11 protein-coding genes are annotated in these 16,384 nt (G+C 70.5%); all 11 read right to left on the bottom strand.

The window, feature by feature from the left end; genetic code table 11:
• Nucleotides 1-7: 7 nt before the first annotated feature.
• The 11 genes from ASF51_RS16890 to ASF51_RS16840 all read right to left on the bottom strand — a co-directional run bounded on the left by ASF51_RS16890 (nucleotide 8) and on the right by ASF51_RS16840 (nucleotide 16,366).
• Nucleotides 8-481, bottom strand: a complete 474-nt coding sequence (locus ASF51_RS16890; RefSeq protein ID WP_055932694.1) for a hypothetical protein — start codon at nucleotides 479-481, stop codon at nucleotides 8-10.
• A gap of 110 nt (nucleotides 482-591) precedes the next feature.
• Nucleotides 592-858: a WXG100 family type VII secretion target gene (locus tag ASF51_RS16885; RefSeq protein WP_044441009.1), complete on the bottom strand. Its 267-nt coding sequence runs from the start codon at nucleotides 856-858 to the stop codon at nucleotides 592-594.
• 128 nt (nucleotides 859-986) lie between these two features.
• Nucleotides 987-5,444: an FtsK/SpoIIIE domain-containing protein gene (locus ASF51_RS16880; RefSeq protein WP_055932691.1), complete on the bottom strand. Its 4,458-nt coding sequence runs from the start codon at nucleotides 5,442-5,444 to the stop codon at nucleotides 987-989.
• 3 nt (nucleotides 5,445-5,447) lie between these two features.
• Nucleotides 5,448-6,215, bottom strand: a complete 768-nt coding sequence (locus ASF51_RS16875) for a hypothetical protein (RefSeq protein WP_055933558.1) — start codon at nucleotides 6,213-6,215, stop codon at nucleotides 5,448-5,450.
• Nucleotides 6,215-7,864 carry a serine/threonine-protein kinase gene (locus tag ASF51_RS16870; protein ID WP_055932688.1) on the bottom strand — a complete coding sequence of 550 codons (1,650 nt, stop codon included), beginning with the start codon at nucleotides 7,862-7,864 and terminating at the stop codon, nucleotides 6,215-6,217. Before ASF51_RS16870 ends, ASF51_RS16875 begins: the two co-directional genes overlap by 1 nt.
• Nucleotides 7,861-9,360, bottom strand: coding sequence for an FHA domain-containing protein (locus tag ASF51_RS16865; protein ID WP_055932685.1), 1,500 nt, complete (start codon nucleotides 9,358-9,360; stop codon nucleotides 7,861-7,863). Before ASF51_RS16865 ends, ASF51_RS16870 begins: the two co-directional genes overlap by 4 nt.
• The gene (locus ASF51_RS16860) at nucleotides 9,357-10,181 is read right to left on the bottom strand and encodes a PP2C family serine/threonine-protein phosphatase (RefSeq protein WP_235497296.1); all 825 of its coding nucleotides are present in this window, start codon (nucleotides 10,179-10,181) and stop codon (nucleotides 9,357-9,359) included. Before ASF51_RS16860 ends, ASF51_RS16865 begins: the two co-directional genes overlap by 4 nt.
• Nucleotides 10,178-11,722, bottom strand: a complete 1,545-nt coding sequence (locus ASF51_RS16855; protein ID WP_055932682.1) for an RDD family protein — start codon at nucleotides 11,720-11,722, stop codon at nucleotides 10,178-10,180. Before ASF51_RS16855 ends, ASF51_RS16860 begins: the two co-directional genes overlap by 4 nt.
• Complete coding sequence (locus ASF51_RS16850) at nucleotides 11,719-14,079, bottom strand: transglutaminase domain-containing protein (protein WP_082480500.1); 2,361 nt, start codon at nucleotides 14,077-14,079, stop codon at nucleotides 11,719-11,721. The genes ASF51_RS16855 and ASF51_RS16850 overlap by 4 nt, the downstream gene beginning before the upstream one ends.
• Nucleotides 14,079-15,395, bottom strand: coding sequence for a DUF58 domain-containing protein (locus ASF51_RS16845; RefSeq protein ID WP_082480498.1), 1,317 nt, complete (start codon nucleotides 15,393-15,395; stop codon nucleotides 14,079-14,081). Before ASF51_RS16845 ends, ASF51_RS16850 begins: the two co-directional genes overlap by 1 nt.
• On the bottom strand, nucleotides 15,392-16,366 hold the full coding sequence (locus ASF51_RS16840) for a MoxR family ATPase (RefSeq protein WP_055932679.1): 975 nt from the start codon (nucleotides 16,364-16,366) through the stop codon (nucleotides 15,392-15,394). Before ASF51_RS16840 ends, ASF51_RS16845 begins: the two co-directional genes overlap by 4 nt.
• Nucleotides 16,367-16,384: the final 18 nt, after the last annotated feature.

Genomic DNA, 16,384 nt, shown 5'->3' with positions numbered 1-16,384 from the left:
GGTCAGTTCAGGCCAGCGTCGCACTGGCCTGAATGGCGCGGATCTCCGGCCAGACCTGCATCGCCTGCGCGGCCGTGGCGGTGCCGGTGACCTCGACCAGGTCGAGCGTGGGGCCGTTCGACACGAGGGCGAGTCGCACCGCCTGAACGAGGGTGCCCACGCGCGCATCCGGATAGCTGAACTCGATACGGAAACCCGCCCGGCCCAGCACCTCGGGCCGATCCCGACCCAGTTCGACGACACCCGCGATCGACGACACCTTCTCGACGACCGCTTCGATAGCCGTGCCGAGCGTGTAGCCCGATCCGAAGCGCGAGATCGACACGACGACGTTCGGTCGGAACTCGCCCTGCTCGACCTCCTTCGCCGCGGCCAGTACGGCGGCGGTCGTCGAGAGCACATGCCAGTCGTCGGGCACATCGAGAGACACGATGGGCAGTGCCGGGGCATCCGAACTGGGGAATGTGAGCGTGCGCGACATCGAGCCTGCAGACCTTTCTTAAGGGGAGAAACACCACGGGCGGGCGTCGAGTGATCGACGCCCGCCCGGTTCCGGAGTATCCGAAGGCCGGATCCTCAAGAAGAGAAGTGCTACGCGTTCGAGGTGCTCTCCTGGTCGGCAGCGTTCTTTGCTGCCTTCTGCGACGCGTCCTCGAGTGCGGCGATGACCTGCTTGAGGGCGGCGGTGTGCGTTCCGCTCCACTCGCTGCGGAAGTTCTCCGCGTCGGGACCGGTCCACTGCACGCTCTGCAGTGCGCTGGTGAGCGTCGTCAGGATCGTCTGGACCTGCTGCGACTGCTGGTTGAGCTGCTTTCCGAGGCTGCGAACCTGGTCAACGTCAAGACCCCATACGGCCATTGTTTTCTCCTTATTTTCCTGGCGACCCGGCGGTTCCGGTTTCGCTACATCCCGTGAGTCGATCTCACGTGATCAGACTAGGGTGACCCCCGTAGGGGAGTCGATGGGGAGAACTCCCCATACGCCGTTCAGGCATCCGGCAAGGCCACCTGCACCTTGGTGATGCGGCCCTGCTGCACGAGGAATCCGCGGCCCGGCGGCAGGTCTGCGCGTCGGAAGCGGCCGAGCGATGTGCCCAGCAGGGTGTCGCCATCCAGTTCGCCCGGCACCAGCAGCAGGCCCCGCTTGGCGCCCTTGAACGAGCCGGCCAGGGTCCACGCCGCCGACCAGGTGGCCGTCTCGCTCTCGCCCACCACGAACACGTCGTCGCGCAGCGCCCGTTTGATCAGGCGGTCGATGTCGTTCTCCGCCATGGTCCCCGTGAGGTCTCCGATGTTCTCCACGAAGATCGCGAGGGAGTCGGGCCGCAGGGTTCCGGCGTCGAGCTGGCCCTGCAGGTCGTCGGCGAAGGCGGTGACCTGGGCGGGATCCGAGATGGACATCGACCAGAACGGCAGGGGCGTGAGCGACGTCTTGCGCGGCGAGATGTGCACGAGCCGGATGCCGGGCTGCGCCCGACGCAGTGCGGCAGCCATGGTCGCGAGCGCCGTGGAACGGCCGCTCTGACCGGAGCCCGAGACCATGAATGCTCCGCGCGGCGCGATGCCGAGCGGGGCCAGGTTGTCGTCGCGCACGGCGATCACCGGCAGTCCGCCGGCCGTGGCGGGGAGGGTCGAGAGCGGAATCGAGTCCGACAGCTTCTGGATGGGCGGGGCCTCGGGGATGCCCTGGCGGCGCATGGCCTCGGCCAGCTTGGCCACCTCACGCGACTGGATGGCCACGTTGGGGTCGGCGCCGAGCACCGCGATCTGGATCTCGTTTCCGCCCATGAGTCCTCGCCCGGGGGGCGAGATCGCCGTGAGCGTGTCCTTCGGCACGCCGACCAGCTGGTAGTCGTCCTCGCTGGCCATGCGCAGCACCAGGCGTCTCTGCACCGTCGATCCGAGCGAGGCGGGAACGGAGTTGGGGCGGTCGCCGGAGATGACGATGTGCACGCCCACCTGGCGTCCGTCGCTGGCGATCTGCGCGAAGGTGGTGAACCACGCGGAGTGCCCGCCGAACTCGTACTGCTCGCGGAACGCGCCGATTCCGTCGACCAGGACGATGATGCGCGGCTCCTGCGGCGCTCCAGCGATGCGCCTGTACTCGCCGATGCTGCCGGCGCGAACCGCGGAATACCGGGCCGAGCGGTCGTCGACCGTGTCGCGCAGCATCCGGAGCAGGCGGATGACGCGCTCCTCGTCGTCGCCGTCGATGATCGCGCCCACGTGGGGCAGCTCCTCGAGCATGCTGAGTCCGCTCGATCCGAAGTCGAGGCCGTACACGTGGATCGGACCGCCGCGGGGCGTGATGGCCGCAGCGACCGCGATCGTGCGCAGGGTGGCGCTCTTGCCCGATCCACCGGTTCCGTAGACGGCCATGTTGCCGTCGCGGTCGGGCTCGTAGAACACCGTCGGCTGGATCTGGTTCTCCGGCTCGTCGATCACGCCGAGTAGCAGCCGCTCATCGGTGCGCGGGTTCGGCAGCAGCGAGAAGTCGTAGACGGCCGCGAGCTCGTCGAGCCACGGCTTGCGCGGGTCGGGGATGTCGGCCCGGCGGGCCGCCGTGCGAATGGATGCGACGAGTCGCGCGATGTCGTTCGGCCCCGGGTCGGCCGCCTCGACGACCTCGACCTCCGGCACCTCCCACTCGGCGCCGGCACCGAAGTTCATCTCGGTGATGTCGATGCGCGGGCGGGGCGGCTCGTTCGTGGTCCACCCACCCGCGTAGCCGGTCTGGAACGAGGCGAGCCGGCCAGGGCCGGTCTTCGCGGCCCCGCGACCGGGGATCGACTGGTCGAAGTACGCGGCCATGGGCGTTCCGAGAATGTCGGAGGAGTCCTCGGCGTCGGCCATGCGCAGCGCGATGCGCAGGTTGGTGTTGGCGCGCAGATTGTCTTTGATGACACCGGCGGGACGCTGCGTGGCGAGGATGAGGTGCAGGCCGAGCGAACGACCTCGTTGGGCCACGTCGACGACGCCGTCGACGAACTCGGGCACCTCCTGCACGAGGGCGGCGAACTCGTCGACCACGATCAGCAGGCTCGGCGGCGTCTCCGGGTCGCCCGTCTTCTCGAGCGAGACCAGGTCTTTCGCCTTCTTGCGGTTGAGCAGGTGCTCGCGATAGCGCAGCTCGGCGCGCAGCGAGGTGAGGGCGCGGCGCACGAGGTGCGGCGACAGGTCGGTGACGAGGCCCACGGTGTGCGGCAGCGCCACGCAGTCGGCGAAGGCCGCGCCGCCCTTGTAGTCGATGAAGAGGAAGGTGGCGCGGTCGGGGGAATGCGCCGCCGCCATGCCCAGCACCCACGACTGCAGGAACTCGCTCTTGCCGGCTCCGGTTGTTCCGCCGACGAGGGCGTGCGGGCCCTGGTTGCGGATGTCGAGGTAGAACGGCTCGGTTCCGCTGTGACCCACGAGCGCCCGAAGCGAGCCCTCCTTCTTGCGGCGCACCGGCGGCGAGCCGTCGCGCAGGGCGATGGAGTTGCTCTCGCGCCAGCGCTCGACCACGGCGTCGGGCTGCTCGGCGAGCTCGGGGCCCACGAGCGAGAGGTACGACACCGAGCGGGGCAGATCCGACTCGTCGTCGATCGGCGAGCCCACGTCGACGACGGGGGCGAGATGCCGCGCGTAGCGGTGCGCCGCCTCGAGCTCGACCGTCTCGCAGACGACCGGGTAGGTGTGCTCGCCCAGCCGGACCTGGCCCACGGTGCCGCCGGCGACATCCGAATCGACGCTAACGAAGCTGCGGCACGCGGCCGGCAGGTGGGCGATGGATGGCGCGGACCAGACGATGTGAACGTTGGCGTCGGCGCCGCGCTCGGCGAGGCGGTTGAGGCGACCCCGGTCGACGGGCACGTCGTCTTCGATGACCACGATCACCGCGGGGGTGATGGGCAGCGGAACGTCCGACTCGTCGTCTTTCTTCGGCCGCAGATCGGGGCTCTCGAGCGCACCGCGAGCGCTGGGGGCTCCCGCCGTGCGCTGGGCGACGAGCTCCTCGAGGCGCGACAGCAGGGCGAGTCCCGATCCGGGGTTGTCGGCGAGGTGATCGCCGGCCAGGGGGCTGTGCGGGGAGCCGGTGTGCGGCATCCATTCGAGCCACTCCCAGCTCTCGCGCGACGCGGGCGAGACGAGCGCGCACACCACGAGCTCGGCGGGGGAGTGCAGGGCGGTGAGCTGGGCGAGCACGCCGCGGGTCACGCCGCGGCGCAGCTCGAGGCTGCCGGCCACGCCCAGCGCGCCCGATTCGCGCAGGTCGGCCACGATCGGCACGTTGTCGATGAGCGAGAACTTCTCGGCCACCTCTTCGAGCTGGCCCCAGTACTCGGGGAGCGTGTCGTTGGCCTGCGGCAGGGTGACGCTGTCGCGGCTGTGCGCGGTTCCGAGCCCGAGGCGCACGGCGAGGAAGGCGCCGTGCTCGGGCCGGTGGGTCCACAGCAGGTGGCCCAGCCGATGGGCGGACTCGAGGCTGTCGGCCACCGAGGGCGCCTCTCCCAGCCGAACCGCCCGCTGCAGCCGCTGGCGCTCGTGCAGCTTGTCGACGAAGGCCTTGAGCGACAGGGTGAACTGCTTGATCGCGTCCTTCATCTGCCGACGCGTCGTGAGCTTGTGATCGATGTACGTTCCGATCATCAACAGCGGGCTCAGGGCGATGAAGACCACGCTGAGGATGTTGCGGGTGAAGGCGTAGAGGACGACACCCATGATGAGCGGCGCGATCAAGGCGACGATCGGAAAGCGCTGGGGCTGCGGGCGGCCGGGGGGCTCGGGGGCCGGGTACTTGTCTCCGGGGTAGCGAGCGACCACGCGAGGTGAACGGTTGAACTCGATCACGGGGGTCGAGGGAGCCGCACCGCCGAGACGCTGCAGGGGAACGACGCAGAGGGCCGTGTCTCCCAGAACCACCACGTCGGCCGAGCTCAGCGTGGTGCGGGGCACCTGCTCGCCGCCCATCAGCAGACCGTTCGCGGAGTTCATGTCGGTGATCTCGACGGTCTCGCCCACGGTGATGCGAGCGTGCCGTTTGGAGATGAGCGAGTCGGTGAGCCGCACATCCACACCGCGCTCACGGCCGATGTAGCTGGTGCCGAACGGCAGCGCGAACTCGGCACCGGCATCCGGGCCCGACAGCACCCGCAGGGTGGCCGCGGGAGCGCCCCGATCGGAGCCGGGCGCGTTGAAGTCGTCGCTGTGCTGGCGTATCTCGATCGTCGAGCCCGAGCGCACGCCCGAGTCGAGCAGGTTGGACTGCGGGTCGAGAACACGTGTCTGGCCGGAGGTCTCGGTGACCTGGAGCGTCAGCCGCGGTGGCGCGAGCTGAACGTCGTTGTCGGGGTCGGCCGTGTACAACGCCTCGGCCACGTTCGAGACGCTGGTCGTCGCATCCGCCGTGACGGCGACGTTCGTGGAGGTTCCGCCGCCGCGCGAGAGCGTGAGTTTGATGTGCATGGACTAGCGGGCATCCTTCGTGGGGGTCGCGGCGGGCGCCTGGGGAGTGTCGGCGGTGTCGTCGTCGAGCGCCGGAAGGTCTGCGGGGGTCACGAGCCGAGAGAGCACGGCGTACTCCACGAGCCGCGCGCGTCTGTTGGTGGCGAGCGCGCCCACTCCGCCGCGCAGGCCGTCGACGCCCTGGCGGCTGAGCTTGTCGCACACGTTGTCGAGCTTGCGGTTGAACCGGCTGAGCACCCAGCCCAGGCGCTCGGCGGCCGCGGCCGATGACGGGATCTCGCTCGTGCCCGTTCCCTCGCGCTTGAGCATGGGCTCGGCGAGGGCGAGGATCAGCAGCCACTGCGAGCGGGTGAACGTGACCGCCCCGACCGTGGTCGTTCCGTCGCTGGAGGAGACGGGCTTCGAGTCGACGAACGCCGGAGTCGAGGTGTGCACGACGAACTCGTAGGTCGTCGGGCCGGCGGTGAAGACCACGGAGGTGAGGCCGAACACCACGGGGAGCCGCGCACCCGGGGCGAGCCAGGCCTGCATCGACCCCGTCGCATCCGAGATCGAGGCCGAGAGGCGCGAGCCCACGTTGATGAGCCACCACAGGCCGTCGATGTAGGCGATCTGCAGAAAGCGGCGGTGCAGATACTGGTTGTCGTCGATGTCGAGGTCGGCGTCGCGGCCGATGTCGAAGGGCTTGTTCCTGTCGAGGGTGAACCACTCGCCGCAGTACTCGACGCTGGCGTCGGTCGTGGTCGATTCGGTGGTGCTGACGTCGGTCATCAGGGTGCGCATCCCGTCGCTGGTTCGGAGGCGCGCCCGTCGGTGCGACGGACGCTCACCTCGATGCAGGTCTTCTGGCCCTCTGTCGGCACGACCGTCACAGTGGTGTCGGTGGTCGACGAGAGGCTGGTCTCGGTTCCGGGAACGAGGAGTCCCCACTGGTAGACGTCTCCCTTCTCCGGTTCGGGGTTCGACCAGGTGAACACGACGCCGCCCTCGCCGGGGGCTCCCACGACGTCGGTCGGCGGTGCGACCGTTCCGCCGGGGATGACGTCGATCGGGTCGACCGGATCGTCGGTCTCGACCGCCGCCGGACTGCCGCCGCTGGCGTTGATCGCGAAGATCGTGCCGCCCACGGCGAGCAGCACCACGAGCGAGATCGCGCCGATCAGAATGGGGATCTTCTTGGAGCGGCTCGACGGGTCGGCATCGGCGAACTCGCTCGGCTGGGGCGCGCGATGCTGCGTCTGCTCGATGGCGGGTGAGGTGAGTCCGAACGCCACGGGCGTGGATGCCGGGAATCCGGCCACCGGTGGAACCTGGCCGCGGCGCTGCGTCGCCTCGACGGCCTCCGGCGCGAGCCCGTGACTCTGCGAGAAGGACGGGGGCTGAACACCGACGGGAGGCACGGGAGGAACGGTCGAGGCGGGCGCGGACCCCGGATAGGGGCGACGCGTCGCGGTGCCCGCGACCGGCGCCGTGGGGTCGATGGTGACGATCCCGCGGATGCGGGTGTTGCCGTCGTCCTCTTCCTCTTCGGCCGCAGAGGGCAGAGAGTCGTCGAGCACGTCGGCGGGCGTGACCGAGAGGCTCAGCTCGAGCTGCACCTTCTGCAGCGCCCGGGCGAACTCGAGGGCCGAACCGAAGCGGTCCTCCTCGCGCTTGGCCATCGACGTGGCAAGGATCTGCTCGAGCGAGTCGGGAACGTCGGCCCTGCCCGTGCGAGACAGCGGCGATTGCTGGATGCGCGTGATCAGGTCGAGCCCGCCGTTGCTTCCGCCCGGAACCTCGAACGGGCTGCGCCCGGCCAGAAGCGTGTAGACCGTGGCGCCGAGGGCGTAGATGTCTCCGCCCGGTCCGCTCGACGAGCTCTGACCGAACACCTCGGGCGGCGACCAGGGGATCGACATGCCCACGGCAGCGTCGTCCCCGCCCACCATGGTCACGGAGATGCCGAAGTCGGTGAGGGCGGGTCGGTTGTATTCCGTCGTGAGAATATTCGCCGGTTTGATGTCGCGGTGCAGGATGCCGGCCCGGTGCGCGGTCTCGACGGCTCCCGCCACCTGGATTCCGATGCGCAGCGCCTCCGCCACGCTGATCTTCTCGCGGCGGTAGCGAGCGGCGAGGTTGGGCCGGGAGCAGTACTCCATCACGAGGTAGGGCCGGCCGTCTTTGGCGATGTCCGCCTGGTAGATCGTGACGATCGACGGGTGCGTGGAGAGCTGAGCCATGAGGTTGGCCTCGGCGTCGAAGTTCTCACGCGCGCCCGGCGTGAGCGCCTCGCTCAGCAGCACCTTGATGGCCACCCTGCGCCGGGGCATCCGCTGCTCGTAGAGGAAGACGTCGGCGAACCCGCCCGAGCCGAGCAGCTGCTCGTGTTCGAACCCGGCGATCTCGGGTGGGGGAGACGGCGGTCGGCGCGCGTTCACGGAAGATCCTCGAAGAGCAGGGTAACGCCGTCGCCGATGTCGACGATGTCGCCGTTCAGCACGAGCACCGCCTCGCCCGGAGACAGACGCAGGGGCGGCGTTGAATCGCGGTGCAGCACCGAGCCGTTGGTGGTGTCGAGGTCGACTACGAGCACGTGCCGGCCCTCGACCCGCACCTCGAGGTGGCTGCGCGAGACGTCTTGTTCCGGGCTCGGCACGGTGACCAGATGCGGGAGGACATCGCCCTGCACGCGCTGCGCCCGCGGCCGACGTCCCACGATGACGGGACGGTCGAGCGTGACGACGTCTCCCGTCGCCAGCACGATGCGGCCGGGCCCGCCTGCCGTGGCGGCCTCGTCGGCCGACTCGAGTCGGCGCATCGCCTCGAGTTCGGAGACGGTGACGGTGAGCCCGTCGTGGTCGTTCTCGCTGGCTGCCGCGGTCGGCGACGCCGCAGGAGTGGAGGGCTCACTCCAGCTCGGGGCGGCCGCTCCGACGCCCGCGAAGCCGGGAACGCGGTCGATGAGGCCCGTCGGCGGCGGCGCGGTCCACTCCTTCGACGAGACCTTCGGGGCCTCCACCGGCGGGGTGAAGGATGCGGCGGGTGCGGGCGCGGGCGCGGGATCGGGCGCGGGCGCCGCCGTGGCTGAGGCAGGGGCAGGGGCCGCCGCGCTCTCCTCGTCGGCCGACTCGTCGTCGTCGAGTCGCACGGCGGCCTCTTCGACCGACTTCACCACGGTCGCACCCCAGAGGTGGTCGTAGGCATCGTCGGGCAGCTCCGTGACGGTCGGCCCGAAGTCGTCGGCCTCGATGGGCTCGACATCGTCGACGGTGTCGTCGGGGTCGTCGACGACGGGCTCGGGCTCAGGTTCGGGTTCGGGCTCAGGTTCGGGCTCAACGGCGGGAGCCGCATCCGGAACGATCGTCTCGGCGGGCAGCGCTGGCTCGGCCACAGTCTCGACCACGGGCACTACTGCTGCAGGCGCCTGAGGCGCCGGCGCCGCATCCACGGCCACGACCGGAACGGCCGACGCAGCGGCCCCGGCCTGCCCCGCCATACGGAACGACACCGCGCGGCACAGCACGATGCCGCTGCGGATCGCGAACCAGTCGGACGAGTCGGGGCCGTCGCTGCTCACCACGAAGCCCTCAGCGGCGGCCACGACGCGCTCGTTCCACGTGGTGACCTCGTCGCCCGCCACGGTCACGGGCTCGGATGCGCCGGGCTCCGATACGTCGATGCGGAACGCCCCGCGCACGGCCAGGCGCAGCTCCGACCCCGAGGCGACAGCAACGGCGAACGGCGGGATGGCCTTGAGGTTCGTGCCGAACTCGGCAGTGAGGGCCTCGAGAACGCCACTCAGCCCGTGCCCGTCGTCGAGGGTGCGCCAGATGCGTTCGAGCAGCTCGCCGTCGAGGGTGGTGGGGAACAGCGCGACGGCGCCGGGCGCGACGACACCGCGCCACTGGCCGGGCTGGTAGTTGAGGCGGGTCATCGCACGGCTCCTTCGGTCGGCACGGATCCGCGGGGGATGGTGTCGTCGGGCAGGGCCGCATTCGACCCCGCTGCGGGCAGCGAGGCATCGACCACGACCGCCGTGAGGTTGTCGTGGCCTCCCCGAGCCATGCCCTCGCGCACGAGCCGGTCGGCCGCCACCTGAGGATCCTTCTCACTCGAGAGTATTCGGGCGATCGACTCCGTGTCGATCTCGCCGGAGATGCCATCGGAGCACATGAACATGCGATCGCCGGGTTCGACGGGCACGAGCCAGAAGTCGGGACGGTAGTCGCCGCCGGCCCCGAGGGCACGGGTGATCACGTTGCGGGCGGGATGCACGGCCGCCTCTGCGGCGTCGATGCCGCCGCCATCGAGTAGTTCCTGAACAACCGAGTGGTCGATGCTGATCTGCTCGAGCACGCCCGAGTTGAGGCGGTAGGTGCGCGAGTCGCCCAGGTTGAAGATGAGCCACACGGCCGCGCCCTCGCTGTCGACGATCGCCACTCCCGACACGGTGGTTCCGGCACGCCGCCGCCCGCTGGTGCTGAGCTCGGCGATCGACCGGTAGGCGCGGTCGAAGGCGGCGCGCACCTCGGTGGGGTCGACCGTCGACCGGCCGGTGAGCCCGTCGAACGACTCGACCACGATGGCGCTCGCGCGTTCACCCGCCTCATGCCCGCCCATGCCGTCGGCCACGAGGAACACGGGCGACGACGCCAGGTAGGCGTCTTCGTTGGTGGCCCGCTTCAGGCCGCGGTGCGTGGCGGCGCCGGAGCGCAGCACGATCGTCGACGCGCCGATGGTCGGCGGGGGGCTCACGGGGCCACCGTGAGGGTGAAGACGCGCGTGCCGATGCGCACCCGGTCGCCGCTGCGCAGGGTCATGCGCTGTCCGGGCGTGATCGGCGACTCGACACCGTCGGCCCGAACGATGGCCGAGCCGTTGGTCGAGCGTCGGTCGGTCACCCAGATGCTCCCGGCCTGCACCTCGAATTCGAGATGGGTCTTCGAGATCGACCGGGTGTCGCCTGCGACCTGCACGAGCATGTCGTCGGCAGCACCGTAGGGCGACACGGGATCGCGGCCGAGCACGCCATGGCCCGCGATCACGTAGCTCTCGCCCGTGTCGAACAGCAGCGTCACGGTTCCGGTGGGCAGCGCCTGCGCGGGCACGGAGTTGCTGAGCTTGGTCCCGTCGAGGTCCTCGCCACCGAAAGGGGGCAGGGGATCGAAGCTCGGAATCGCCTCGATCGGTCCTGAGGGCACGGGCGGCGCAACCGATGCCGCGGGGGCGACCGGTGCGGCGGGCGCCGCGGGGGCGACCGGCGCCGCCGGTGCCGCGGGCGCTCCGGATGCCGACGCGAACGGATACGACGGAACGTCGGGGTTCACGGGCACGGGCGGCGCAGACGGCGGCAGCGCCGAGGCGAGCGGAGCCGAGAACGCAGGGGCCGGGGGAGCCGGAGGAGCGGTCGGCGCGGGAGCGACCGGAGGAGCAGACGGCGCAGCCGCCGCAACGCTCGGCGGCGCGTACGAATACGCATCCGGAGCCTGTGACAGCGACTGCACGACAGGAGCCTGCGCCGCGGGCGCGGCGGGCACAACCGCTGCCGGCACCGGCGCCGCCTTCGGCCGCCGCGTCTTCTCGACAGCGGGCACATCGTCGACGATCTCGCCGGCGTTCTTCGCCAACGGGTTCGGGCCCCGCGTCACGTCGATGACCCACGTGCCCGAAAGGCGGTCGTGCCAGCCGCGAAGGCGCTTCGACGGATCCCACAGCGGAGACAGGTACACGAGCAGCGGGCCGATGCCGATCACGATGTTCGAGGCTCCGACGATCACGCCACGCAGCAGCATGCGACCCAGGCCCGGGCGGATAAGGCTCTCGACCTTCACGATGCGCAGGCCCATGATGCGCTTGCCGAGCGAGAAGCCGGTGAACGCCTGCAGCACCAGCATGGCCAGCGGATAGAGGCCGCTCGCGAGACTGATCAGCGCAGAGGGCAGACCGGCCAGTTCGAAGGTGCTGCCGGGAGCCACCGAGGCGGCCGCGATCCAGATGATGGGCAGCGCGATGATCGTCGTGAGCACGCCCCCGAACGCGCCGTCGATGAGAAACGCCAGCACCCGCCGGCCGTAGTTCGCGGGCACGATCGTCGAGAGCAGGATGGGCGCGTTCACGGGCGTCGGCTGCCACGCGGCCTGCACCGGAACCTCCGGGCCCCCCAGCGCCGCTGCCTGGCTGCGGGTCGAGGTCGGCGTTCCGCATGCGAGGCAGAACTGCGAGCTGCGCGGAACGGGCGATCCGCAGCGCACACACGGCATCGTCTGGGCGGGGCCCTGCTGCACGGGGTTCGTCACGACCGTGCCCTCCTTCGTCTGCGTCGACTCTCCAGGCGCCTGCCGATGTATGCGCGCAATGACACCCTCGCGCGCAGGCGTTTCCACCAGCCGCGCGAATCGTGCATTCCCCTGACGATATCGTTCACCTCGGCCCAGAAGGCGTCGACCTCCTGCTGCGAGGGCTCGCCCGGGCCGAATACGCCGTTGTCCGCGCGCACGGCCACCTCGGCGACCGGCAGGGCGGGCCAAGCCTCGGCGAGCACGGCGGCATCGGCCCGGCGGGTCACGCCGCGACCGCCCACCGGTGTGCCCAGGTCGTCGGCGCGGTCGACGATCTCGTCCCAGCCGCCGCTCAGGCGATCGGCGGGGCGCTCCGCGTTCTGGCGGTCCTTGCGGCGGCGCGCCTTCAACGCGCCGATCACCACGACGGGCGTCAGCAGCACGATCAGCAGGGCCAGCAGGCTTCCGGATGCGATCAGCACGGTCGTGAAGATCGCATTCGAGTCGGGTTCGTCGTCTTGTTCGGTGTCGTCGGTGCGGATGTCCGGCGGAAGGTCGGCCGGCTCCTGCGGCGGGGGCGGCGGCTGCAGAACCTGGGCCTTCGGGTCGGACTTCGGCTTCGGAGCCTCCTCCTGGGGAACCTGGTCCTCCGGGGGAGTGGGATCGAAGGCCACCCAGCCCGCGTCGTCGAAGGCGACCTCGACCCACGCGTGAAGCTGATCGCCCGTGATCTGCTGGTCGGCATCGGCCCCGGCGTACTCGTCGGGGTAGAAGCCCATCACCACGCGGGCGGGCATTCCCGCCGAACGCGCCATGAGGGCCATGGCCACCGCGTACTGCTCGTCGTCGCCGATCATCTGGTCGGCACCGAGCAGGGTCGCGATGCGCTCGGCGCCGTGGCCGGCGCGCGACGTGGCCTCGCCCTCGAGCCCGTGGCTGAAGAAGCCCTCCTGGCTCAGCGACGTGGCGATGTTGCGCACCTGGGTGAGCGGCCGCTCCGCGTCGCCGATGTACGTGGTGGCGAGGGGCGCGACGTCTTCGGGCACGCCGGAGGCCTTCGGCATCGTCAGCGACTGCAGCGAGTGGCTCTCGAGCTGCTCTTCGGTGAGCACCTTCGGGATCACGACGTCCATCGTGTAGCTGTCGCCCTTGGCCAACGGAGTGGTGGTGATCGCGACACCCGTGGTGCGGTTGTAGTGCAGGCTGCCCGAGAGTTCGTCGGCGCGGTCGCCGGTGAAGCGGAACTTATCGAGGTAGCCCGCGTCGGGAATCCACACGCCCGTCAGGTCGCCGATGGTCACGTCGAGCGTGGCCTTGTCGCCCGCCACATCATTGGGGATGTCGCCGCTCACCCGCGTGAACGTGCCCGAGCCGGCCGTGCCGTCGCCCGCCACGTTGTAGACCACGCCGTCGTAGGCATCCAGCGTCGCGAGACGGATGCGCGCGCCGTCGGGCAGTCCCTTCACGGTGAAGAGCACGTCCTCCTTCTCGTCGCGCACGTACTTGCGGAAGCCGACAAGGGGGCTCGCGTAGTCGTGCAGGTCGAGCGGAGGCACGATCGCGTCGCGCAGCACCTCGCGGGCGCTGACCGGGGCGAGCAGTCCGCCGGTGGCGAGGCCGACTCCCAGGGCGACGACGAGCAGTCCGGCGCCGAGCGCCAGCCGCGTGCGGGCGAGGCCCGCATCCGGAGCCTGCGCACCCGACGCGCTGTCGAGGGTGGTCGCGGCGATGCGGCGGGCGCGATCCTGGCTGCGGCGCCAGGCCCACCACGCGAGCGCGATGCCGGCGAAGACGAGGCCCTGCACGATCGGCGCGGCCGCGTCCCGCGTGCCGAAGGCGATGGCCACCACGAACAGCACGCCGGCGGGCAGCAGCGCCCAGGCGGCGCGGCGCAGGCGCAGGGCGAAGCTGAAAGCCAGAACGGATGCGACGAGCGTGGCGAGGTAGGGAACGATCAGCACCGAGGCGAAGGCTCCCACAGGAGTCTCCAGCGTGAGCACGTCCTTCCACGAGAAGACCACGCCGAGAACCAGCGCGCGGATCGTCTCGAGGCTCGGAATGACACCGAAGAGAGTGGTCGTGGGCACCGCGAGCGGGCCGCCGAACACCATGTAGACCAGCAGGGTCGCGGCCGCCAGAACCAGGATGTTGGCGCGCAGTCGGGCGCCGAGCAGAGCGATCGCGAGACCCAGCAGCAGGGCGCCGAAGCCGGCGACGAGGTAGCCGGTTCCGCCGAACGCGGGGCCGAAGCCCACGATGGCCACCGAGAGCAGGGCGACGACGGCCGCGCAGTCGAGGGCGGTGTCGGCGACGGATCGTCGTCCGAGCTGCTGCGCTGAGCGTCCGCTGCGGCGGGTGGGTGCGGGTGCGGTCATCAGTTGTTCACCCGCCTGAGGGCTGCGGGCAGCTGGCCGATGTCGCCGATGGTGAGCAGGGTCATGTCGCCGATCTGTCGACGCATGGGCTCCGTTCCCGGCTGGCAGCTCACGCCCACGACGCGCACGCCGAGGGGCAGGTGCACCGAGGCGGCCTGCAGCTGGGTGGGGGTGACGGGGCCGCCGAACAGCAGAACCGCCACCGAGGCATCCGGAACCGTCTGGCCCGCCACCTTCGACAGCTGCACGATGGTCTCGCGCTTCTCCTCTTCTTCGATGGCCGAGAGGTCGTCGAGCAGGCGTCGGCCGGTCTCGGAGTGGAGGGTGGCGCCCTGCACCATCACGGTCACGTCGCGCTCCTCCATGAGCGCCTGGATGCCGAGGGAGCCGCAGGCGGAGACGGCCAGCTCGAACTCGTCGTCGCTCGCGTAGTCGGCGGTGTTCGTCGAGAGGGCGAGCGCGAGGTGCGAGCGGCGGGTCTCCTCGAACTGGCGCACCATGAGGGTGCCGGTGCGGGCCGTGGTCTTCCAGTGGATGTAGCGGCGGTCGTCGCCGGGAACGTATTCGCGCAGCGCGTGGAACGACACGTCGTTGTTCGAGAGGTCGCGGCTGGCGAGGCCCTCGAGGTCTTTGATGAAGCCCGAGGCAGAGCCCTCGAGGCGCACCGTGCGCGGGTGCACGTAGAGGTCGACGGCGTCGGTCCAGCGCAGTTCGCGGCGCATCAGGCCCAGGGGGTCGCCGCGCACGGAACGCACGGGGCCGACGGTGATGACCTGGCGGCGGGTGGTCGGGATGCCGAAGAGGTCGTCGTGCTCCTGGCCGGGGGCCAGGCGGGGGAGGGGGAAGCCGGCGAGCGAGGCGCCGACGGGAAGCTCGATCCGTGCAGGCAGGAGGGTGCGCGCGGACGTGTTCGACACGGTGATGCGTCCCACTGCACGCTCTCCGACCACGACCCGCTCGCTCGCGAGGTCGAGGCGCACGGCGTAGGCGGAGCGCCCGACCGCGAAGCCGATCGCGATGACTTCGGCCGCGAGGCCGACGCAGGCGATCACGAGGAACTCGCGCCATCCGAATTCGAGCCCCACGATGAGGAAGACGAGGGAGAAGCCGAGAACTGCCCAGCCGAAGCCCGACACGGTCGAGAGCACGGGGGAGACGACGCGCCAGGCGGCGCGCAGGCCGCCGAGCAGAGCAGGCCATCCGGTGCCCGAGACCCAGCGTGCGGGCGCGCTCGTGCGCGCCGCGCCCGATGCGCTCGCCAGCCGGGGGCCGATCGTCGCCATCGGGGAGGCCTTCTTCTCCCCCGTCACGGTCATGCTGCGGGTTGCCTCGCCTGCGGTGCCGCCACGTCGCTGAGCACGCGCGCGAGAACCTTCTCGGCGGTCGTTCCCTGGAACTCGGCCTCGGGGTCGAGAACGAATCGGTGCGTCCACACGGGGCCGGCCAGGTCGCGGATGTCGTCGGGCAGCACGAAGTGCCGGCCCTGGGCCGCGGCCCACACCTTGGCGGCCCGGATCAGGGCCATCGCGCCGCGCACCGAGACGCCGACGCGGCTCTCGGGGGCGTTGCGCGTCTCTTCGGCGAGCTGGGCCGTGTAACGCAGGATGGCGCTGTCGACATGGACGGTCGACGCGAGATCGGCCATGTCGGCGACCGCCGAGGTGGTGATCACGGCGCTGAGCGCCGACGACGGGTTGCGGTTCGCCGAGCCCGCGAGGATCTGCTCAGCGCTGGCCAGGTCGGGGTAGCCGATCGACGTCTTGATGAGGAAGCGGTCGAGCTGGGCCTCGGGGAGCTTGTAGGTTCCCGCCTGCTCGATGGGGTTCTGGGTCGCGATCACGAGGAACGGGCGGCCGACCTCGTGCACCTGACCGTCGACGGTCACCCGCGACTCCTCCATGACCTCGAGCAGCGCCGACTGCGTCTTCGGGCTGGCGCGGTTGATCTCGTCGGCCAGCACGATGCTCGCGAAGACCGGTCCGCGGTGGAACTCGAACGCGCCCGTCTTCTGGTCGTAGATGGTGACACCCGTGACGTCGGAGGGCAGCAGGTCGGGCGTGAACTGGATGCGCTGGTGCGATCCCTGCACGGTGGCCGCGATCGCCTTGGCGAGGCTGGTCTTGCCGGTACCGGGCGCGTCCTCGAGCAGCACGTGGCCCTCGGCGATCATCGCCATGATCGAGAGCCTGATCACGTGCGACTTGCCGAGCACGGCCACGCCCACATTCGCGACGAGGCGATCGAAAGTACCGGCGAACCAGGTCGCCTGCTCCGGTGTCATTGTCAACGTGGTGTCTCTCTCATA

This window comes from Agreia sp. Leaf283 (genome assembly GCF_001422485.1).
In the GTDB taxonomy this organism is placed as follows: domain Bacteria; phylum Actinomycetota; class Actinomycetes; order Actinomycetales; family Microbacteriaceae; genus Agreia.
Note: the sequence above shows the minus strand (reverse complement) of the source record. Positions and strands in the feature narration are given on the sequence as shown.

Bases quoted from the DNA above. Each gene is read 5' to 3' on its own strand.
- ASF51_RS16890 (WP_055932694.1), bottom strand. From the start codon at position 481: ATGTCGCGCACGCTCACATTCCCCAGTTCGGATGCCCCGGCACTGCCC.
- ASF51_RS16885 (WP_044441009.1), bottom strand. From the start codon at position 858: ATGGCCGTATGGGGTCTTGACGTTGACCAGGTTCGCAGCCTCGGAAAG.
- ASF51_RS16880 (WP_055932691.1), bottom strand. From the start codon at position 5,444: ATGCACATCAAACTCACGCTCTCGCGCGGCGGCGGAACCTCCACGAAC.
- ASF51_RS16875 (WP_055933558.1), bottom strand. From the start codon at position 6,215: ATGACCGACGTCAGCACCACCGAATCGACCACGACCGACGCCAGCGTC.
- ASF51_RS16865 (WP_055932685.1), bottom strand. From the start codon at position 9,360: ATGACCCGCCTCAACTACCAGCCCGGCCAGTGGCGCGGTGTCGTCGCG.
- ASF51_RS16850 (WP_082480500.1), bottom strand. From the start codon at position 14,079: ATGACCGCACCCGCACCCACCCGCCGCAGCGGACGCTCAGCGCAGCAG.
- ASF51_RS16845 (WP_082480498.1), bottom strand. From the start codon at position 15,395: ATGACCGTGACGGGGGAGAAGAAGGCCTCCCCGATGGCGACGATCGGC.